We start from the raw sequence: 19,382 nt of genomic DNA, 5'->3' as shown, positions 1-19,382 counted from the left end.
TGGCCGAAATGCCATATAGCGTCAAAATCATGCCAAACTCAGATCACCCCAATCTCCGCGGCCCCCATGTCGTCACCCTCGTCTATGACGGGCTGTGCACCTTCGAATTCGGCGTCGCCTATGAGATCTTTGGCCTGTCGCGCCCGGAAATGGGCAAGGACTGGTATCGCTTTTCCGCCTGCGCGATCGAGGATGGCCCTCTGCGCGCCGCGGGCGGGTTGACGGTACAGGTCGACCACGGTCTTGAAGTCCTTGCCGATGCCGACCTCATCATCGTGCCCGGCTGGCGCGGTATCGGAACGCCGGTCCCTGCCCTGCTGATTGCCGAACTCCAAGCGGCCAGCCGCCGTGGTGTCCGCATCATGTCCCTCTGCTCTGGCGTCGCAGTCCTTGCCGCGGCCAGTCTACTCGCCGGCCGCAGGGCGACCACACATTGGCGCTACGTCGATTCCATTGCTACGCGCTATCCGGATATATTAGTCGATGCCGATGTTCTCTATGTCGATGAAGACAAGGTGCTGACCGCCGCCGGCAGTGCCGCCGCCATCGATCTCTGTCTGCATGTCGTGCGCCGCGATTACGGACCGGATATTGCCAACAGCGTCGCCCGCCGTCTTGTGGTTCCACCCCATCGCGAGGGCGGCCAGGCGCAATATATCGAAACGCCGGTTTTGAGACAGCGTGAGGGAGCTCGTTTAGGCCCGCTGCTTGAATGGATGCGCGAGCGTTTGCAGGAAGATCAGCCCATTGCGGCACTTGCAGCGCGGGCCGGCATGAGTGTGCGGACCTTCCAGCGCCGTTTCGAGGCGACCACCGGCATGACGCCGGGGGAATGGCTGCTCAGCGAGCGGCTGCGGCGCGCCCGCGATCTGCTTGAAAAGCAAACGGCCATTTCATTGGACGATGTAGCCGCGGCGAGCGGGTTTGGATCGCTCGCCACCATGCGCCATCATTTTCGGGAGAGGCTTGCGGTGAGCCCGAGCGACTACCGCAAGCGATTTGCAAATCTTAAACCAGCCGGCTCTGTTCCGTCGCCGCTTCGATAAAGCTCGAGAACAGCGGATGCGGCTCCAGCGGACGGGACTTCAGTTCCGGATGATACTGGACGCCGATGAACCACGGATGATCCGCATATTCGATCGTTTCAGGCAGAACGCCGTCCGGTGACATGCCGGAGAAGGTCAAGCCGCAATCTTCCAGCCTGTCCTTGTAGTCGACATTGACCTCGTAGCGATGGCGATGACGCTCCGAAATATCTGTGGAGCCGTAGATCTCGGAAATCTTCGTGCCCTTCTTCAGGGCCGCCTTGTAGGCGCCGAGGCGCATCGTGCCGCCGAGATCGCCGGATGCCGTGCGCTTCTGCAGCTCATTGCCCTTCAGCCATTCGGTCATCAGGCCAACGACAGGTTCCTTGGTCGGGCCGAACTCGGTCGACGAGGCATGTTCGACACCGGCCAGATTGCGGGCCGCTTCGATGACGGCCATCTGCATGCCGAAGCAGATGCCGAAATACGGAACCTTGCGTTCGCGTGCGAAGCGGGCTGCCAGGATCTTGCCCTCCGAACCGCGCTCGCCAAAGCCGCCGGGAACGAGAATGCCGTGAACTTTCTCAAGATACGGCGCCGGATCTTCCTTTTCGAAGACCTCGGATTCGATCCATTCGAGCTTGACCTTGACCCGGTTGGCGATGCCGCCATGATGCAGTGCCTCGATTAGCGACTTATACGCATCCTTGAGCCCGGTGTATTTGCCGACGATGGCAATCGTCACCTCGCCTTCCGGCGTGCGGATGCGATTGCAGACCTCTTCCCACTGCTCCAGGCGCGGCTTCGGGGCCGGCTCGATACCGAAAGCAGCGAGAACCTCATTGTCGAGGCCTTCCTTGTGGTAGGCCATCGGCACGTCATAGATGTTGGCGACATCGAGCGCCTGAATGACGGCAGATTCCCGCACGTTGCAGAACAGCGAAAGCTTCCGACGCTCGGCTTCGGGGATTTCCCGATCGGCACGAACCAGCAGAATGTCAGGATGAATGCCGAGTGCCTGCAGTTCCTTGACCGAATGCTGCGTCGGCTTGGTCTTCAGCTCGCCGGCAGCGGGGATATAGGGCATCAGCGTCAGATGGACGTAAACAGCCGTACCGCGCGGCAGATCGTTGCCGAGCTGGCGGATCGCTTCCATGAAAGGCATGGCTTCGATATCGCCGACCGTGCCGCCGATCTCGCAGATGACGAAATCATAGTCGTCATTGCCTTCGGTGACGAAATCCTTGATCTCGTTGGTAACGTGCGGAATGACCTGAACGGTCGCGCCGAGATAGTCGCCGCGGCGTTCCTTGTCGATGATGTTCTTGTAGATGCGACCGGTGGTGATGTTATCGGTCTTGGTGGCCGAGCGGCCGGTGAAGCGCTCATAGTGGCCGAGATCGAGGTCGGTTTCCGCACCGTCGTCGGTGACGAAGACCTCGCCGTGCTGGGTCGGGCTCATCGTGCCCGGGTCCACGTTCAGATAGGGGTCGAGTTTGCGCAGGCGGACTCGATAACCACGAGCCTGCAACAACGCTCCGAGAGCCGCAGCCGCAATTCCTTTTCCGAGGGAAGAAACCACGCCGCCAGTGATGAATACATATCGCGCCATGGGAGTCACCGGATACCTTTTCACAAATGATTCCGCTAGCCCTAAAATTCGTTTCCGGAATTTTGGCTACAGAACGCGGAATATGGACAAAACAAAACCGGCAGATCCGAGGACCTGCCGGGGATGATCTTCGGCGACCGGAATTACTTACCGGTCGGGACGCCGCCGTTGTCGGCTGGCGCGGGAGTGGTCGTCGCCGGCGCGGTCTGTTGACCGGTCGCGGCCGGAGCCTGCTGGGCAGGAGCTGCCTGATTCGTCGTGGCAGGCGGTGTTGCCTGCGACTGCGGAGCGACGGCACCGCTGTTCGGAACACCGCTATTATCGGCGGGCTTCGGCTGGGTGTTTGCCGGAGCAGCACCCTTCTGGCCGCCAAGCGAATCGAGAATGCCGTTGCCCTGACCCGCCGTGCTCGGAATGCGGTTGAGAATGTCGGTCGGGCGAGCCTCGAAGCGGGACAACACGTTCATGCCGAGGGCAAGCGCGAAGAACAGCGTTGCCAGAATGGCCGTTGTGCGCGTCAGCGCATTGGCCGTACCGCGCGCAGACATGAAGCCCGAGCCGCCCCCGATGCCAAGGCCGCCACCTTCGGAGCGCTGAATCAGCACCACGCCGATAAGGGCGACGACAACCATGAGATAGATGACAAGCAGTACGGTTTGCATAGATCCAGTCCTGCCCGGTGCGGGCATCAAAAATAAAAGCTCGCGGCTCTTTACATGAGGCTCTCGCCTATTCCAAGCCCTTTTAAGGCTGGAATTCCGGGCAAGTGGTTGCTTCAGGCGAACTGCCGTTCGAATGCGGCATAAATGGCGAGGAAGTCGACCGCTTTCAAGCTCTGTCCGCCGACAAGCACACCGTTGACATGCGGAACATCCAGAAGGTCGCGCGCATTGGCGCCGCTGACCGATCCGCCATAGAGGATTCGCATATTCGCCCCCTCCTTGCCGAAGCGCTCGATGAGTTCGGCGCGGATGAAGGCATGTGCCTCCTCGACGTTTTCCTGGGTTGGAACCACGCCGGTGCCGATCGCCCAGACTGGCTCGTAAGCGATCACGGTCGTCTGTGCCGTGGAGCCATCCGGAATGGAGCCCACGAGCTCCCGCTTCAGCACCTCGAGCGTTTGGCCACTATTGCGCTCGTAAGCCGTTTCGCCGATGCAGATGATGGCGATCAGCCCGGCATCATGCGCTGCCTGCGCCTTTGCGCGCACCAGCATGTCGCTTTCGGCATGATTCCTGCGGCGCTCTGAATGGCCGACGATGACGTGGGTCCCGAAGCAGTCGGCGATCATTTCGGCCGAAATATCGCCCGTATGGGCGCCACTGACCTGCTGATGGCAATCCTGAGCGCCGATGGCGAGCGGGCTGTCGTCGCAAAGCGCGGTCGCGACATAGAGCAAGGTGGCCGGGGGGCAGAGTAGCGTATCGATCTTCTCCGACAGCGGCGCCTTGACGCCGTCCGCGATCGCCTTGATCTGATCCAGGCTCGCGCGTGTGCCGTTCATCTTCCAGTTTCCGGCCAGGAGCGGCCGTATGGTCTTCGTCATTCCGATATTCTCCCCCTTGATCCAGCTTCGGACTAACAAAAAGGAAAGAGAAAGGAAAGTTATCGAATGCGGCCGGAACCAGCTCAAATCGTTTGAAAAATGCTTACCCGGAAAATAAGTCGGATTGCGCGAGCGTTTATGACGCTTGCGGATCAACGATCCAGTTGAGAACTTTGCGCCAATCGGTCATGCGGACGGGCGTCCCATGATTGCCGGTCTCGAAAAGCGTGAAGCGTGTCGGATAATGCGCTTTGTAGAGTTTTTCAAACAGCGCCTGCTGGTCCGCAGCCGCATAGACCGGATCCTTGCTGCCATGCGTGAACCAGAGCGGCAGCTTTGCCTTGTAGAAGGCGCTCTTGGTGAAATCAGGATCGGTGACGCCGCTCAGGATCGCCATGCCCCTCAGGCGCTTGACGCTTTCGGAATCGCGCGTAATGCCCCAGCAAATGAAGCTGCCCATGGAAGCGCAGGTGAGGATGACGGGCTTGCCGGCGGATTGCTCGTAGGAATAGCGGATGAGCTCGGCGATATCGGCAACTCCGTTGCTGTCGAAACCTCTGACGCTCGGTGCGTAATACGTGCCGCCGTTGCGATAGGCCAGGTTCTTCAGCCGGTTGAAATTGCCGCCGAACGTATAGTCGTTGGAGCCGAGCCGGCGGTCGCCGCCGCGGCCATGGATAAAGATCACGGTAAATGCCTGTTGCGATGCGGGACCTATGCGGGTGACATCAACCTTGCGGCCGCCGATCGCAAGCGTTTCGTCTTCCTGGGCTTTCCAGCGCACGCCGGTATCGACATAGGCCGGCTTGACGCGCTTTTCCGGAATCTGGTCGCGGCCGTTGATATCTCGCATTTCCTGGTAGTCGATCGTCTGGAACGCGCCGTTGTCGTGGCTTTCGATGACCGTCTGACTGGAAAACAGCTCGTCCTTGAACGGCTTCAACATATCTGCAGAGGCGGTCTGCCCCGTCGCCAGAAGCAAAATGGCCGAGATTGCGGGCAGGATAGGCAAATGAGCTGTGGACATTCGCATACGGATACTTCCTCAAATCAGCCATCGGGGTTGCCATTCGTCACTCAGCAACGCAAATCTCATTCATGAATCTTCCCCGTCACGGGGCGCCATCGCTCTTGTGCGCCGTTTCTGGCAGAATCACGATGATTCGCGAATAGCGGCGACAAATGCGATATTAAAGGGGTTTGGCCCCTCTAGGACAAATCTAGTAGCTCGAAGTTCTATGGATAACAGCAACGATCTCTTCTCCGGCCTCCCCCGCTCGCCGAAACCGGAAGCAGCGGAAAAGCCGGCCGCAAAGCCGGAAAAGCCAGCCGCCGCGCCTGCACAGCGCGCGGCTCCGACGACTTCGTCGTCAGAGGAATATGGCGCAAGCTCAATCCGTGTTCTCGAGGGACTCGAGCCCGTCCGCATGCGTCCCGGCATGTATATCGGCGGCACGGACGAGAAGGCATTGCACCACCTTTTCGCCGAAGTCATCGACAATTCCATGGACGAGGCGGTGGCCGGCCACGCCAATTTCATCGAGGTCTATCTCGATCGGGAAGGTTATCTGACCGTCACGGATAATGGGCGTGGTATCCCCGTGGAAAACCATCCGCAGGTACCTGGCAAGTCGACGCTCGAAGTCATCATGACCAAGCTGCATGCCGGCGGCAAATTCGACGGCAAGGCCTATGAGACCTCGGGCGGTTTGCATGGCGTCGGCGTGTCCGTCGTCAATGCGCTGTCGGATGATCTGGAAGTCGAGGTTGCCCGCAACCGCAAGCTCTATCGCCAGCGCTTCTCGCGCGGCCTGCCGATTGGCGGTTTGGAAGAGCTAGGTGACGTGCATAATCGCCGCGGCACGCGCGTCCGCTTCCATCCCGATCCGCAGATCTTCGGCGATCACGCCCGCTTCGATCCGGCCCGCGTTTTCCGCATGGCCCGTTCCAAAGCCTATCTGTTCGGCGGCGTCGAAATCCGCTGGGGCTGCGATCCCGAGCTGGCGCCGGAAGGCGCCGATGTTCCGGAAAAGGCGGTCTTCCATTTCCCGGGCGGCCTTAAGGATTATCTCAAGGCGACGATGGGCAGCGAGTTCACTGTTACCCGCGAGATCTTTGCCGGCAAATCGGAAAAGGAAAGCGGCCACGGCTCGCTCGAATGGGCGATCACATGGTATGGCGGCGACCCGCAGATCCATTCCTATTGCAATACGATTCCGACTCCTGAAGGCGGCACCCATGAGGCAGGCCTCCGCATTGCCTTGACCAAGGGCCTGAAGAGCTACGCTGATCTCACCCAAAACAAGCGTGCGGCCAATATCACGACGGATGACGTGATGATTTCGGGCGTCGGCATGCTGTCGATCTTCATCCGCGAGCCGGAATTCGTCGGCCAGACGAAGGACAAGCTCGCGACGGTCGAAGCCCAGCGCATCGTCGAAAACGCACTGCGCGACCCTTTCGATCACTATCTTGCCGACAATCCGGCTGAAGCTGAAAAGCTGCTGGAATGGGTGATCGAGCGCTCCGAGGAGCGCCTGCGGCGGCGCAAGGAAAAGGAAGTCAACCGTAAAACCGCCGTGCGCAAGCTGCGCCTGCCGGGCAAGCTGGCGGATTGCTCGCAGAGCGCAGCGGAAGGTGCCGAACTTTTCCTCGTCGAGGGCGATTCGGCAGGCGGCTCGGCCAAGCAGGCACGAAACCGCACCAACCAGGCAATCCTGCCACTACGCGGCAAGATCCTGAACGTCGCCAGCGCCGGTCGCGAGAAACTGTCGGCCAACCAGCAGATCACCGATCTCGTCCAGGCGCTCGGCTGCGGCACCCGCACGAAATATCGCGAGGAAGACCTGCGCTATCAGCGCATCGTCGTGATGACCGATGCCGACGTCGACGGCGCCCACATCGCTTCGCTGCTGATCACCTTCTTCTATCAGGAGATGCCGGAGCTGATCCGTCAGGGCCACCTCTTCCTGGCCGTCCCGCCGCTCTACAAGATCACCCAGGGCTCGAAATCCATCTATGCCCGCGACGACGCCCACCGGCAGGAGCTGATGGCCACGGAATTCAAGGGCAAAGGCAAGGTTGAGATCAGCCGCTTCAAAGGTCTGGGCGAAATGTTGCCGGCCCAACTCAAGGAGACCACGATGGATCCGGCTAAGCGCACGCTGCTGCGCGTCGAGATCGATGAAGTCGATTTCGAGGGAACGCGCGACGCCGTCGACAATCTGATGGGCACCAAGGCCGATGCTCGCTTCCGCTTCATTCAGGAGCGGGCCGCCTTTGCCGAGGATCTGGATATCTGACAGCAGACCAACCGCCGAAACGGATTTGTTGATCCTCCTCGCTGATAAAAGTTTCAGATTCGACACAAAAACTCAGTCTTCTGCGTTCAAGATGCTTCGTCGCCTCTCGATAACTTAATTACGGCGCGCAGGACGGTCGTGCTATTGTCATGACGGCTGAATAAGAAGCTTAAAGCCGTTGCTCTTGAAACGGCCTAGATCATACCCCATAACCGGATGATCTAGTAAAGAGGGGCGAAGTAAGACCGGTGGGTGTATTTGAACGTCATAAGCCGAGGGAGCATCGGTGGCTGGGACCGAGTGCGCATGCGCGCATGCCTTTGATCCCATCCATTTCCGCAGCGCGCTGGCTGCTGATTTTGATTGCCATTGCCGGTATTTATTTCTTTTATGGCTTTCTCGTACCGGTCCTTGCCGCAGCGGTGATCGGCTTTGCCACTTGGCCGCTCTATAGCGATATCGTGCGTCGTACCGGCGGCAATACGACACTCGCCGCCACTATCGCCATCGCATTCATCGTCACCTTCCTCGTCCTGCCTATCGTCCTATCCGCCATCTATATGGCTGGTGAGGTGCGCGAGTGGTTCAGCTGGGCGATCCATGTGAATCGCGAGGGTGCGCCGCCGCCGCAATGGATTCTCGCTTTGCCGGTCGTCGGCTCCTGGCTCGGCGAGCAATGGACGCAATATGTCGGCAGCCCGGGCTCGCTCGGTGAGTTGGCGCAGCTGGTGAGCGGTGCCCATATCGGCAATATCTACAGAGCGGTTCTTGCAGCCGGTGGTGGTGCATTCCACGTCGTGCTGACCTTGCTCTTCATGCTAATTGCGCTGTTCTTCATCTATCGCGACGGCGCGACCTTCGTCCGCCAGGTCGACTTGCTCGGCGAGAAGATTCTCCCAAATCGCTGGGAACGGATTTCGCGGGTCGTACCCGCGACGATCAGTTCGACCGTCATGGGCATGACGCTAATCGCCATCGGCGAAGGCATCGTCCTCGGCGTGGCCTACTGGATCGCCGGCGCTCCGTCCGCAATCACGCTCGGCGTACTGACGGGCGTGATGGCTCTCGTGCCGGGCGGCGCACCGCTTTCCATGTCGCTTGTGTCGATCTATCTCGTCGCCAGCGGCTCGCTTTGGGCGGGTATTGCCCTCTTTCTCTGGGGCACGATCGAGCTTTTCATTGTCGATAAAACGCTTCGTCCCAAGCTTGTCGGCGGTCCGATCAAGCTGCCGTTCCTCCCCACCTTCTTCGGTCTGGTGGGCGGCGTAAAGACCATGGGCTTCCTCGGGCTCTTCATCGGTCCGGTGCTGATGGCCATCATCGTTGCCATCTGGCGCGAATGGATTCGTGAGGCTGAATTGACCGAGGAACAGCACGCGCAGGAACCCGAACTGCAGCTGCATGTTCGGGACGCTGCCGAAGGCTGATTGCTCAGCTGGTTTGTTCCAGCCGCTTCTCCATGAACAGGCTGAGCGGGTCGGGCTGATAGCTGCCGAATGCGGGAATTTCGAGATATCCGAATTTCCGGTATAAGCCGATCGCTTCCGGCTGATATATGCCGGTTTCAAGCCGCACCGCGGAAAGGCCTTTTTCGAGCGCTGCCGCTTCGAGCGTCTCCATGAGCTTGCGCGCGACACTGCGGCCTCTGGCGATCGGATCGACGAACATGCGCTTGATCTCCGCTGTACCGTCGCCGGCTTCCACCAAGGCGCAACATCCGACGATCGCGCCCTCTACCCTGGCAACCCAGAAGGTCACCTCGGCCTTCTCCAGGGAAGAGAGATCGAGCATGTGGTTGCTCTCCGCCGGATAGAGCGATTCCGCATAGGCGCTCGACATGTCGAGAAGGCGGATAACCCCCTCCTGACGCGGGGATTCGATAGCAATCGTCAGTGACAAGATGAACCTCTGAGAGATAGAATGCCCGCTGGATATCACGCGGCGGCGAGCGTCGCCAGTGCGGCAAAGCTCCGCGCAGTTTGCCGTTTCTCGGCATTGGCAAGCTTCTCGACCATGTCGAGCAACTGCGTTGCTGCGGCGGGGACTGGCTCCGCAAGGTGGAACTTGCGCATCAATCGCGAAGACACATCTTCCAGCATCGCACTGCCGTTCTTGCGGGAGGATTCGCGCCATATCATCGTCGCTTCGACGAAGATCGTGCTGATATCCCGAGGCAGTCCGGCGCTTTCGTAAAGCGCCCGCAGGGCATGGGCGCGCCCCCTGGAAACGATCGAGCGCACGCGCCGTTCATCGCATCCGGAAAGATTGGTGATCGCGCAGGCAAAGAAATCGACCTTGCCGGAACATAGCGCATGCATCAGGAACGCCGGCGTCAGCCAGCCGCCCTGCCTGAGATGCTCGACCAAATCGGGCAATTGCTCGTGCTGTGCCGTTCCCGCGATCGTGACGGTTGCGGATTCGGTCGCTTCACGCGTTACCTGCTGTAGTCTGGATCTGTCGATAAAACTCTGGACGAGGGGCGATTCCAAAAGCGCGTTGCTGACCTGGCGCATCAGCAGGTGCCTGATATCTGAGGACAAGATGTCTCGTGAAAGAAGCAGTCCGCGTATGTCGGCGCAGTCACCCATTCGCTCGGCGATGCGTTTGAGCGAGGCCTGCGAAAGCAAGGCACCATCGTTCTCGAGCAGACACAGAATTTCAGCCTCGCCGCCGATCTCGGCAAGTGCAGCGCAGACCGCACGTGGCACCTCGCCGCGAGACGCGATCAACACCCGCGTCACATCGCTACCCCGCAATGCGAGATCGACGAGGTCGGCATCGGTGAACACGGGCGAAAATAGGATGATCTGCCCGGCGATTTCAGGCTGATCCTCGGCTAAAGACAGGATGACGTTCCGCGGGGCGGTGGCCGAATGCGCGACCGCCTCAGCAAGCGCCAGCCGCACGCGGGGAGACGGGTCGTCGAGCAGATAGGTCATTGCCATCTCGGCAGCCGCGCGCTCGTCCTTCGGCATCTCCGACTGCAGATAGGCCCTGCCGAGTGCATTGGCCGCCCGCGTCCTGCTTTCTGCCTTGGCGGTCTCAGCCCAGCGAAGGAATGCTTCTATGATCACGTAACGCCCCGATATCAACGGGGCGATTCTTGCCCCGCAAATTCATATGCTTCACGTTATCGGGCAAAGGTTTACGGGACGTTTACCTTGCTTATTAACCTTTCGCCTACCAGCACGAGTGGCGCCCATCAGGGCGCCTTTGGCCTGATCATCTCGAAGACGTCACTGCCCTCGCTATAATCCATGTAGCCCATGCGCGCGATGGGACGCACCAGCGCCATGTCCAGCCTGCCGTCGCGAATGATCGTCTCGTCGATATGGATACCGACGACCTGGCCGATGACCATGATATTTTCCGATACCTCGCCATTGAGACCCTTGGGCTGCAGGATTTCAGTTACCCGGCATTCGAGCACGGCAAAGGCCTCGGCAACATAGGGGGCATCGATCAGCTCGCCAGGTTTTGCGGTTAGTCCGGCAAGTTCGAATTCATTGACGCCATAGGGAACGGCAACGGAAGAATGGTTCATCTTCTCCACGATATGGCGACTGACGAGGTTGGCCGTAAAGACGCCGGTTTCCTCGACATTGCGCACGCTGTCCTTTCTGCCGGCAGAGGAGAACATCACCAGCTTCGGCCGGTCGCTGACGGCGTTGAAAAAGGAATAAGGCGACAAATTCAGCGAACCATCCCTGCCCTTGCTGCCGATCCAGCCGATCGGCCGCGGCGCCACGATCGCCTTGAACGGATCATGCGCCAGCCCATGACGATTGGTATCCGTCGTATAGAACATCACGCGTCCTCGCCGCCGACCCATGTTACCGTTTCGGCAAGTTCCGGGCGTGGGCGTTCGACCGGAGGAAAGCTTGTCGAGCCGATATGGATGAAGCCGGCGACCTTCTCGCTCCGCTGGACACCGAGCAACGGATAGGCGCGCTCGTCAAAGGCAAACCATTCGGTCAGCCAGTTGGAGACCCAGCCATGGGCATTGGCTGAAATCAGCAGGTTCATGCAAAGCGCGCCCGCCGACATGAGCTGTTCCCATTCCGGGATCTTGAAATGCGGCGCCGCCTTGCTGACGACGGCGATGACCACCGGGGCACGGGTGAAACGAGTGCGTTCGACCTGAATCATTTCCTCAGACAGGTCAGGCTTAGCTTCCAGTGCAAGCTTCAATAGCTCTTCACCGATGCGAGCGCGTTCCTCGCCGCGATAGACGATAAAGCGCCAGGGCGCGAGCTTGCCGTGATCCGGCACACGCGAGGCCAACCGGAGAATCTCCTCGATCTCAGCCTTGTCCGGTCCCGGCTCCGACATCTGGAACGCAGGGATGGATCGGCGCACCGCGAGATAGTCGACCAGTTTGATATCGGTTTTCATTGAGGAACTGCCTTCATTTTGGCTTGTGGTATGATGAGGTCTTGAATTTGCCACCGCATTGGTTTTGAAGTGGCGTGTGTTTTATCGGAAGTCAATCGGTTGGTATCCATGTCAGGCATTTCATCCGCTCGCCGATTGAGCGCGGCTTTCGCAATGCTTGCGAGCATGAGCACCGCCGTCGCAGCCCAGGATGCCTTCAAGGAATTCAAGCAGCTCGACGGTAGCGTCAAGATGCCGAAGCTCAACGCCTTCGTGGCCCCGAATGGCGAGAATTCGCCTGCGCGCACATTGCGCGACGTTTCCCTCGAAGCCAAACTCACGCCCCAGAGCGGCCCCCAGCAGCAGGGCCTTGCCTGGTACGTTTTCAGCCCGATAGCGGGAGCAGACGGCAAACTGCCGCTGGTTGCCAGCTCGCGCGGAGGCTCGGCCTCCTTTCACCTTTTGCCGGGCGATTACTTCGTCAATGTCTCTTTCGGCCGCGCCGGTGTCACCAAGCGGCTGAGCGTGCCTGAAAGCGGCGAGACCCAGAAGCAGACGATGGTTCTCGACGCCGGCGGCATGGTCTTGAATGCCGTATCCGGCCCCGATGTCCGTATTCCTCCGAACGAACTGAGCTTCTCGATCTATTCGAGCGAAACCAAGGAGGACGGCGAACGCGGCCTCGTCATGGACGACGTCAAGCCGAACACGCTGGTTGGCCTCAGTGCCGGCACCTATCACGTCGTTTCCGAATATGGCGAGGTCAATGCCGTCATCCGCGCCGATATCCAGGTGGAAGCCGGCAAGGTGACCGAGGCGACCATTCAACACAGGGCGGCAAAGCTCACGTTCAAGCTGGTCTCGGATGCCGGCGGCGAGGCGATCGCCGATACGGCCTGGTCGATCCTGACGGCAGCGGGCGATATCGTTGGCGAAAGCGTCAGTGCATTTCCGACCATGGTGCTTGCGGAAGGCCGCTACACTGCCGTTGCCCGCAACAAGGACAAGATCTATCAGCGCGATTTCACGGTCGCCGCCGGTATGAATACGGATGTGGAAGTGCTGATGAAGCAGCAGCAGCCGCAGGATGCCGATACCGAACAGTCGGCCCGGCAGCTGCCGATCCAGATGCCGCCGATGCGCCAGAGCCAGACGCCGCCGGCCACGACCAACCAGCAACCGCTGCCCACCTATGAACAATTGGCGCCTGCCGCTGGTGGCGACGACGGCGATAGCATGGATTGACAGCGGAGCCCCGCGTTTAATCACCGGCTGGCGCTATCAATGCAGTCATCGCTCGGTGATGAGAAGCTCGAAACCCTTTCCGCTCACCCGGCCTTACGCCGCAGCATCTTTCTAGGGGGTGCCATGGAGAAGACCGCTCCATAGAGCTTCGTCAGCAGGTCCTTGCGGTCACTGCCCTCGCTGAGGGCCTCCCAGCTCCTGGGAGCACCGATATGCGCTGTTATGGTGCTGCCGGAGAGACGCCGGAATTCACGGATCAGCAGCGAGATGCGCAAAGTCATCGAGATGCGGCTCGCCAGATGGAACAGCCTGCCGTTCTGTCCTTCGAAATAGATGGGAATGACGCTCGCACGCGCGGCCTGGATGAGTTTTGCCGGGAATATCTTCCAAGGCAGATCCTCTGCCCGGCCGAAACCCTTCTTGGCGGTTGCAACGCCACCGGCCGGAAAAACGATGATCGTTGTGCCTTCCTTTAAGAGGCGAACAGCCTCATGCCGGGTCTTCATATTGATCGCCATCGCTTCCTTGGTTTCCTCGAAGGAGACCGGCAGCGAATAGTCGTGCATCTCAGGCACTTTCAACAATTCGTTATTGATCAGGACCTTAAAGGGGCGCCCCAGTTGCTCGGCAAGCGCCAGCACCGCGATGCCGTCGCCGATGCCGTAGGGGTGATTGGCGACGATGACGATCGGCGCCTCGGGGATCTGGTTCGGCGGCCATTCGCCTTTGATGAGCAGGCGCACATCGATGAGATCGAGCATCTTGCCGAAAACCCGCTCGCTCTTGCCGACGATATCGGTGCGCCAGATATCGTAGAGCCGGGCATAACGGTCTCGGCCGGAAAGGCCTTCGATGGAGCGGATGAACCAGCGCTTGATCCGCGTGTCCCGTTCGTTGGCGTAGGATAATTCTTTGAATTCCAAGTGCGCGACGGGGCTGCCCCGCTCCTATGGTCTCAGTTGCGTCACATGCTGCAGCCACAGCAACGCTTTGATTCATCAATTATATGAAAGTCGTATGTCAGTTCTCTGACGGCACCCTGAAGGTGCCGCCAGATATCGGTCGGCCGTCAGGCGGCCTTGGCCCGCCTTGCTTCGCGCTTGCGCAGAATGTCCGGCGGCGTTGCTTCCAGCGAAAGCGATGCGATCGCTTCGTCCAGCGACATCGAGGTCTGCGACTGGCTGCCGAGGCGGCGGATGTTGACCGAACGCTCTTCGGCTTCCTTCTTGCCGCAGACGATGATCACCGGAACCTTCGTCACCGAATGCTCGCGGATCTTGTAGTTGATCTTCTCGTTGCGGAAGTCGGTCTCGACATCGAGGCCGGCGTCGCGCAGCGCTTCCGCTACCTCTTCGCCATAAGCGTCGGCTTCCGAGGTGATCGTCGCCACGACGACCTGCAGCGGCGAGACCCAGAGCGGCATATGGCCGGCAAAGTTCTCGATCAGGATGCCGAGGAAGCGCTCCATCGAGCCGCAGATGGCGCGGTGGATCATCACCGGCTGCGTCTTTTCGGAGTGCTGGTCGATGTAGAACGCGCCGAAGCGCTCCGGCAGGTTGAAGTCGACCTGCGTCGTGCCGCATTGCCATTCACGGCCGATGGCATCCTTGAGCGTATATTCGAACTTCGGGCCGTAGAAAGCGCCCTCGCCCGGCAGAATGCCGGTCTTGATGCGGCCTTCGGACTGCGCCTCGATCGTTTTCAGCACGTCCATCATCACGCTTTCGGCGCGGTCCCAGAGCTCATCCGAACCGACGCGCTTGTCGGGGCGGGTCGAAAGCTTGACGACGATCTCCTTGAAGCCGAAGTCCTCATAGACCGACAGGATGAGATCGTTGATCTTCAGGCACTCGGCCGCCATCTGCTCGTCAGTGCAGAAGATATGCGCATCGTCCTGCGTGAAGCCGCGCACGCGCATCAAACCATGCAGCGCACCCGAGGGTTCGTAGCGATGGACCGCACCGAATTCCGCAAGGCGGATCGGCAGTTCGCGGTAAGACTTCAAGCCATGCTTGAAGATCTGGATATGGCCGGGGCAGTTCATCGGCTTCAACGCAAAGACGCGATCGTCATCGGTATCGTCGCCGGCGACGGTGACCTTGAACATGTTGTCACGGTACCAGCCCCAGTGACCCGAGGTCTCCCAAAGCGACTTGTCGAGCACCTGCGGCGCGTTGACTTCCTGATAATCGCCCTGCAGCCGCCGGCGCATATAGGACACCAGCGTCTGGAACATGCGCCAGCCCTTGCCGTGCCAGAAGACGACGCCAGGGCCTTCTTCCTGGAAATGGAACAGGTCCATTTCGCGGCCGAGACGGCGGTGATCGCGCTTTTCGGCTTCGGCAAGAATGTGCAGATAATTGTCGAGATCCGCCTGCTCGGCAAACGCGGTGCCGTAAATGCGGGTCAGCATCGGATTGTTGCTGTCGCCTCGCCAGTAAGCGCCGGCAACCTTCATCAGTTTGAAAGCATTGCCGATCTGGCCGGTCGAGGCCATGTGCGGACCTCGGCAGAGGTCGAACCAATCGCCCTGGTAATAGATCTTCAGATCCTGACCTTCGGGGATGGCATCGACCAGTTCCACCTTGTAGCGCTCGCCCTTGGCGGCAAAGACTTCCCTCGCCTTCTCGCGCGACCATATTTCCTTGGTGAACGGCTTGTTGCGCTGGATGATCTCGCGCATCCGCTTCTCGATGACCGGGAGGTCATCGGGTGTGAAGGGCTCGTTCTTGGCGAAGTCGTAGTAGAAGCCGTTTTCGATGACCGGACCGATCGTCACCTGCGTTCCCGGCCAGAGCTCCTGAACGGCTTCGGCGAGAACGTGAGCAGTGTCATGGCGGATCAGTTCCAGCGCGCGGTCGTCCGAGCGGGTAATGATCTCGATCCTGCCGTCGGTCACCGGATCGGAAAGGTCGCGGACCGTGCCGTCGAGCGCAATGGCGACAGCCTTCTTGGCCAGCGACTTGGAAATGGATTCGGCGACATCGCGACCGGTCGTGCCGGCAGCAAAGCTGCGCACGGAACCATCGGGAAATGTCAGGGAAACGGATTGGGACATCGATATTCTCCTTGTCCAGTCCCGCCAACGAATGCGGGTGGTTTTAAAAGTTAGGGACTAAGTAAATGCTTACTTATGTCCGCGCGCCTGATAGCTGTATTTCGCATTCTAGTAAAGGAAAAGCCGCGTTAGCGGCCGATCATCTCGGCCAAACCGCGCACGGTGTTCCAGTTTCGCATCGTTCCGATGCCGAGCCGTTTTGTCGTCAAAGCCGGTAGCATTTTCGTCTCGCTGGCCTTGAGGCCGAAATCGATCCATAAATCGCCATCAACAACGGCCATGCGCTCGTCCTGCCGGTATTTCGCAAGCACATCGATAATTTCGGGTTCGAGTGGCTGCCGCATCACCCGAACGATGACCTCGCTGCCGATCCCGTCGAGAAAGGGATTGCCGTCGGCGAGCCTCAGCCATCTATCGGCATCGCGGACGATGATATCGACATGCTTGCCGAAAGCCGTAGCAAAACCTGCCTCAAGCTGTGCCTCGACCGATGCGATTGGCTGCGGCTCGGCTTTGAAAACAAGATTGCCGGTCGCAACAAGCGTTCGGGCGTTGCGAAAGCCCAAACTCTCCGCCATGGCCTTGAGATCGGACATGATAACTCTGCGGCCTGGGCCAAGGACTATGCTGTAGAGCAGCGCGACATAGACTGCCAACGGTCAGGCGGCCTTTTGCCCAAGGCGGAAATAGCGCCAGGGCGTCCACCAATGATAGCGGCGCTCCAGCTCGCTGGGCACTGGATCGAGCCCGCTCGTCCCTCCCGGTCCGCAGCGCGCCACACGAAACAGCGTCATCCAGCCACCCGCCCAAAGCCCATGGCGCGCTATCGCCTCATAGCCATATTCCGAGCAGGTCGGGATGTGGCGGCAGGAGTTGCCGGTGAAGCCTGAAAGCGTCAGTTGATAAAGGCGAATGAGGCCCATGCCGAGGAGCCGGTCCGGTGTTTTGCGGAAAGGTCCGGAATAGTTCCGGCCGACCTGCCGTGCCGCGTACCCCCCTCTGTCACTTCGTGACATCTCCCCCACAAGGAGGGAGATTCGTTTGGAGCCTGCCGCAGCTCCACCTTCATCCTCATCATCCTGTATTGAACAGAGATAGCACATGAGCGGCTACCTCCCTATACCTGGTAGTACTTTTAGTAGATTGCAGTGTATTCCCAATAATCTCCCCCCTTGTGGGGGAGATGTCACGAAGTGACAGAGAGGGGTATACCTGCTCCACATAAAAGTAATCACGATAGAGCCTCGATAATTTCACCTTGACGCGCCGCCTCGATCTGCCCGATCGCGTCGACAACGGCATCGAATGTCAGCATGGTCGAAGCGTGACGGGCCTTGTAATCCCTGACCGGCTTCAGATAGCGCATGTCTTCGAAACGCCCGTCAGGCCCTTCGCCGTCGGCCTTGAGCATGGCGAGCATATCCTCGCGGGCCTTGCGTACTTCATCTGCAGTAGCGCCGACCACATGACGCGCCATGATCGACGATGACGCCTGGCCGAGCGCACAGGCCTTGACGTCATGGGCAAAATCGGTCACGACATCGCCGTCCATTTTCAGCCAGATTTTTACGCGAGAACCGCACAGTCTGGAATGGGCCTGGGCACTGGCATCGGCGTCAGGAAGACTGCCGATGCGGCCGATATTGCCGGCAAACTCTAGGATTTTGCTGTTGTAGATGTCGTCCATCACAGATTTTGCTCCGATGCACCTGTTCGTGTTTCGTAACAAAAAACACAGCGTGTCCGTTTAGGACACTTTCACAGGGACAATGCCATACTATATGTATGTCGTTCGAAGACCATCGAAATGCAATGGTCTTCTGTAAGTTTGATGGGAAACCGTGCAGGACGGCAGGCTTGTCCGCCAGCCAGAACGCCCCGGAGCCCGCCAAAGGTACAAAATCTCCGTACCTCGGGGAATGCCAGTGGCGAGTCCGACAAGATGATATCCGCACAGCGGATCAGGAGAACCACAGGTAATGGACGCCATTGTAAAGAACTTTCCGCAAGTCACTGATTTCGAACGCCCGTCGCAGCAGGAAGCTGAAGACGCAATCCGCGTTCTCCTTCGCTGGGCCGGCGATGATCCGCGTCGCGAAGGCCTGCTCGATACGCCTGCGCGCGTTGCCAAGGCCTATCGCGAGCTGTTCGGCGGCTACGAGCTGAATCCCGAGGATGTGCTCGGCCGCACTTTTGAAGAAGTCTCGGGCTACGACGATATCGTTCTTGAGCGGGACGTCCCGTTCTATTCGCATTGCGAACATCATATGGTGCCGATCATCGGCAAGGCGCACGTCGCCTATCTGCCGAGCGGTCGTGTCCTCGGCCTGTCGAAAATCGCCCGTGTCGTCGATATTTTTGCGCGCCGCCTGCAGACGCAGGAAGCCATGACGGCTCAGATCGCCAATGCGATCGACGAGTCCCTGCGTCCGCGCGGCGTCGCCGTGATGATCGACGCCGAACATATGTGCATGTCCATGCGCGGCATAAAGAAGCAGGGTTCCTCGACGCTGACGATGACCTTCACGGGTGCCTTCAAGGCCGATCCGGCCGAGCAGGCTCGTTTCATGTCCTTGGTCCGGGGTCGCTGACCGAGCTTCAACGAAAGAGCCGGAAATGAACCTGATTTTCAATGCTCCTTCCGAAGATAAATCCGAGTTGGAGGATGCAGGCGATTTCACGCCCCGTTTCGACGATCGCGGCCTGATCACCGCGATCGTGACGGATGCGCATGATGGCGAATTGCTGATGGTCGCGCACATGAATGCCGAGGCGCTCGCGCTGACGATCAAGACCGGCACGGCGCATTATTTCAGCCGCTCGCGCGGTAAGATCTGGAAAAAAGGTGAAACCTCCGGAAACCTTCAGACGGTGAAGGAAATCCGAACGGATTGCGATCAGGATGCAATCTGGCTGAAAGTGGAGGTCGCCGGACATGATGCGACGTGCCATACTGGCCGCCGTTCCTGCTTCTACCGAACAGTCGAGCTCGAAGATGGGAAGCCGGTGCTGAGCGTGGTCGACGATCACCTGCATTTCAATCCGGAAGAAGTCTACAAGCAGTAGACCTATCGGTGATGGTGTTTCAACAAGCCACAACCAGTATACGATTTGGAAACGAAAAAGGGACAGTATTTTAGCCGAGGCACACGGAGCCTCGGAGGAGGCGTAAAAATGCTGAATTGGGGGTTGAATCGTCACATCGGCGGACAGAGCTCGA

19 protein-coding genes are annotated in these 19,382 nt (G+C 59.4%); 6 read left to right on the top strand and 13 right to left on the bottom strand.

The features are described from left to right. Positions 1-8 precede the first annotated feature (8 nt). Entirely contained in the window at positions 9-1,046 is a 1,038-nt protein-coding gene (gene ftrA, locus AC13QY_RS29170; RefSeq protein WP_113352507.1) for a transcriptional regulator FtrA, read from the top strand. On the opposite strand, the gene pyrG is transcribed toward ftrA, so the two are convergent. The 4 genes from pyrG to AC13QY_RS29150 all read right to left on the bottom strand — a co-directional run bounded on the left by pyrG (position 1,009) and on the right by AC13QY_RS29150 (position 5,216). Continuing rightward, a complete protein-coding gene (gene pyrG, locus AC13QY_RS29165; protein ID WP_069612218.1) occupies positions 1,009-2,637 on the bottom strand; it encodes a CTP synthase in 1,629 nt (542 codons plus the stop codon). The two genes, ftrA and pyrG, sit on opposite strands and share 38 nt — an antisense overlap. A 143-nt stretch (positions 2,638-2,780) precedes the next feature. Next, positions 2,781-3,299, bottom strand: coding sequence for a preprotein translocase subunit SecG (secG, locus tag AC13QY_RS29160; RefSeq protein ID WP_113330663.1), 519 nt, complete (start codon positions 3,297-3,299; stop codon positions 2,781-2,783). 113 nt (positions 3,300-3,412) lie between these two features. Further along, positions 3,413-4,183, bottom strand: coding sequence for a triose-phosphate isomerase (tpiA, locus tag AC13QY_RS29155; RefSeq protein ID WP_113330662.1), 771 nt, complete (start codon positions 4,181-4,183; stop codon positions 3,413-3,415). A gap of 136 nt (positions 4,184-4,319) precedes the next feature. Further along, on the bottom strand, positions 4,320-5,216 hold the full coding sequence (locus AC13QY_RS29150) for an alpha/beta fold hydrolase (RefSeq protein ID WP_113352506.1): 897 nt from the start codon (positions 5,214-5,216) through the stop codon (positions 4,320-4,322). Between the two features lie 205 nt (positions 5,217-5,421). Between AC13QY_RS29150 and parE the strand changes: the two genes are divergently transcribed. Further along, positions 5,422-7,485 (top strand): DNA topoisomerase IV subunit B, encoded by a 2,064-nt coding sequence (gene parE / locus AC13QY_RS29145; protein ID WP_113352505.1) that lies wholly within the window; start codon positions 5,422-5,424, stop codon positions 7,483-7,485. A 248-nt stretch (positions 7,486-7,733) separates the two neighbouring features. Beyond that, positions 7,734-8,912, top strand: coding sequence for an AI-2E family transporter (locus tag AC13QY_RS29140; RefSeq protein WP_113330659.1), 1,179 nt, complete (start codon positions 7,734-7,736; stop codon positions 8,910-8,912). Between the two features lie 4 nt (positions 8,913-8,916). Here the strand turns inward: AC13QY_RS29140 and AC13QY_RS29135 are convergent, their stop codons facing one another. The 4 genes from AC13QY_RS29135 to AC13QY_RS29120 form a co-directional block, all read right to left on the bottom strand. Beyond that, the gene (locus AC13QY_RS29135) at positions 8,917-9,384 is read right to left on the bottom strand and encodes a GNAT family N-acetyltransferase (RefSeq protein ID WP_173002447.1); all 468 of its coding nucleotides are present in this window, start codon (positions 9,382-9,384) and stop codon (positions 8,917-8,919) included. A 35-nt stretch (positions 9,385-9,419) separates the two neighbouring features. Continuing rightward, entirely contained in the window at positions 9,420-10,574 is a 1,155-nt protein-coding gene (locus tag AC13QY_RS29130; protein WP_113352673.1) for a DUF2336 domain-containing protein, read from the bottom strand. Between the two features lie 113 nt (positions 10,575-10,687). Next, positions 10,688-11,293 carry a flavin reductase family protein gene (locus tag AC13QY_RS29125; protein WP_113352503.1) on the bottom strand — a complete coding sequence of 202 codons (606 nt, stop codon included), beginning with the start codon at positions 11,291-11,293 and terminating at the stop codon, positions 10,688-10,690. Then, on the bottom strand, positions 11,293-11,880 hold the full coding sequence (locus AC13QY_RS29120; RefSeq protein WP_113352502.1) for a nitroreductase family protein: 588 nt from the start codon (positions 11,878-11,880) through the stop codon (positions 11,293-11,295). Before AC13QY_RS29120 ends, AC13QY_RS29125 begins: the two co-directional genes overlap by 1 nt. A gap of 153 nt (positions 11,881-12,033) precedes the next feature. On the opposite strand from AC13QY_RS29120, the gene AC13QY_RS29115 reads away from it, so the two are divergent. Further along, positions 12,034-13,104 carry a hypothetical protein gene (locus AC13QY_RS29115; protein ID WP_488487071.1) on the top strand — a complete coding sequence of 357 codons (1,071 nt, stop codon included), beginning with the start codon at positions 12,034-12,036 and terminating at the stop codon, positions 13,102-13,104. A gap of 83 nt (positions 13,105-13,187) precedes the next feature. On the opposite strand, the gene AC13QY_RS29110 is transcribed toward AC13QY_RS29115, so the two are convergent. The 5 genes from AC13QY_RS29110 to AC13QY_RS29090 all read right to left on the bottom strand — a co-directional run bounded on the left by AC13QY_RS29110 (position 13,188) and on the right by AC13QY_RS29090 (position 17,849). Continuing rightward, entirely contained in the window at positions 13,188-14,027 is an 840-nt protein-coding gene (locus AC13QY_RS29110; protein ID WP_069612228.1) for a lysophospholipid acyltransferase family protein, read from the bottom strand. A gap of 146 nt (positions 14,028-14,173) precedes the next feature. After that, a complete protein-coding gene (gene thrS / locus AC13QY_RS29105; protein WP_113352500.1) occupies positions 14,174-16,162 on the bottom strand; it encodes a threonine--tRNA ligase in 1,989 nt (662 codons plus the stop codon). A gap of 128 nt (positions 16,163-16,290) precedes the next feature. Beyond that, positions 16,291-16,818, bottom strand: coding sequence for a DUF1697 domain-containing protein (locus tag AC13QY_RS29100; protein ID WP_113352499.1), 528 nt, complete (start codon positions 16,816-16,818; stop codon positions 16,291-16,293). Positions 16,819-16,821: 3 nt separating this feature from the next. Further along, positions 16,822-17,265, bottom strand: coding sequence for a membrane protein insertion efficiency factor YidD (gene yidD, locus AC13QY_RS29095; protein ID WP_113352498.1), 444 nt, complete (start codon positions 17,263-17,265; stop codon positions 16,822-16,824). Between the two features lie 128 nt (positions 17,266-17,393). Next, complete coding sequence (locus AC13QY_RS29090) at positions 17,394-17,849, bottom strand: iron-sulfur cluster assembly scaffold protein (protein WP_112721280.1); 456 nt, start codon at positions 17,847-17,849, stop codon at positions 17,394-17,396. Positions 17,850-18,141: 292 nt separating this feature from the next. On the opposite strand from AC13QY_RS29090, the gene folE reads away from it, so the two are divergent. After that, positions 18,142-18,753, top strand: coding sequence for a GTP cyclohydrolase I FolE (folE, locus tag AC13QY_RS29085; protein WP_069612233.1), 612 nt, complete (start codon positions 18,142-18,144; stop codon positions 18,751-18,753). 25 nt (positions 18,754-18,778) lie between these two features. Beyond that, positions 18,779-19,228, top strand: a complete 450-nt coding sequence (gene hisI, locus AC13QY_RS29080; RefSeq protein ID WP_112721279.1) for a phosphoribosyl-AMP cyclohydrolase — start codon at positions 18,779-18,781, stop codon at positions 19,226-19,228. Positions 19,229-19,382: the final 154 nt, after the last annotated feature.

The sequence above is a fragment of the Martinezella sp. CNPSo 3795 genome (assembly GCF_057784475.1).
The sequence above is the reverse complement of the archived record's forward strand: the minus strand, read 5'-3'. Positions and strand labels throughout refer to the sequence as shown.

Coding starts and splice junctions, on each gene's coding strand:
- ftrA (WP_113352507.1), top strand. CDS start 9: ATGCCATATAGCGTCAAAATCATGCCAAACTCAGATCACCCCAATCTC.
- pyrG (WP_069612218.1), bottom strand. CDS start 2,637: ATGGCGCGATATGTATTCATCACTGGCGGCGTGGTTTCTTCCCTCGGA.
- secG (WP_113330663.1), bottom strand. CDS start 3,299: ATGCAAACCGTACTGCTTGTCATCTATCTCATGGTTGTCGTCGCCCTT.
- tpiA (WP_113330662.1), bottom strand. CDS start 4,183: ATGACGAAGACCATACGGCCGCTCCTGGCCGGAAACTGGAAGATGAAC.
- AC13QY_RS29150 (WP_113352506.1), bottom strand. CDS start 5,216: ATGCGAATGTCCACAGCTCATTTGCCTATCCTGCCCGCAATCTCGGCC.
- parE (WP_113352505.1), top strand. CDS start 5,422: ATGGATAACAGCAACGATCTCTTCTCCGGCCTCCCCCGCTCGCCGAAA.
- AC13QY_RS29125 (WP_113352503.1), bottom strand. CDS start 11,293: ATGTTCTATACGACGGATACCAATCGTCATGGGCTGGCGCATGATCCG.
- AC13QY_RS29120 (WP_113352502.1), bottom strand. CDS start 11,880: ATGAAAACCGATATCAAACTGGTCGACTATCTCGCGGTGCGCCGATCC.
- AC13QY_RS29115 (WP_488487071.1), top strand. CDS start 12,034: ATGCTTGCGAGCATGAGCACCGCCGTCGCAGCCCAGGATGCCTTCAAG.
- thrS (WP_113352500.1), bottom strand. CDS start 16,162: ATGTCCCAATCCGTTTCCCTGACATTTCCCGATGGTTCCGTGCGCAGC.
- yidD (WP_113352498.1), bottom strand. CDS start 17,265: ATGTGCTATCTCTGTTCAATACAGGATGATGAGGATGAAGGTGGAGCT.
- AC13QY_RS29090 (WP_112721280.1), bottom strand. CDS start 17,849: ATGGACGACATCTACAACAGCAAAATCCTAGAGTTTGCCGGCAATATC.
- folE (WP_069612233.1), top strand. CDS start 18,142: ATGGACGCCATTGTAAAGAACTTTCCGCAAGTCACTGATTTCGAACGC.
- hisI (WP_112721279.1), top strand. CDS start 18,779: ATGAACCTGATTTTCAATGCTCCTTCCGAAGATAAATCCGAGTTGGAG.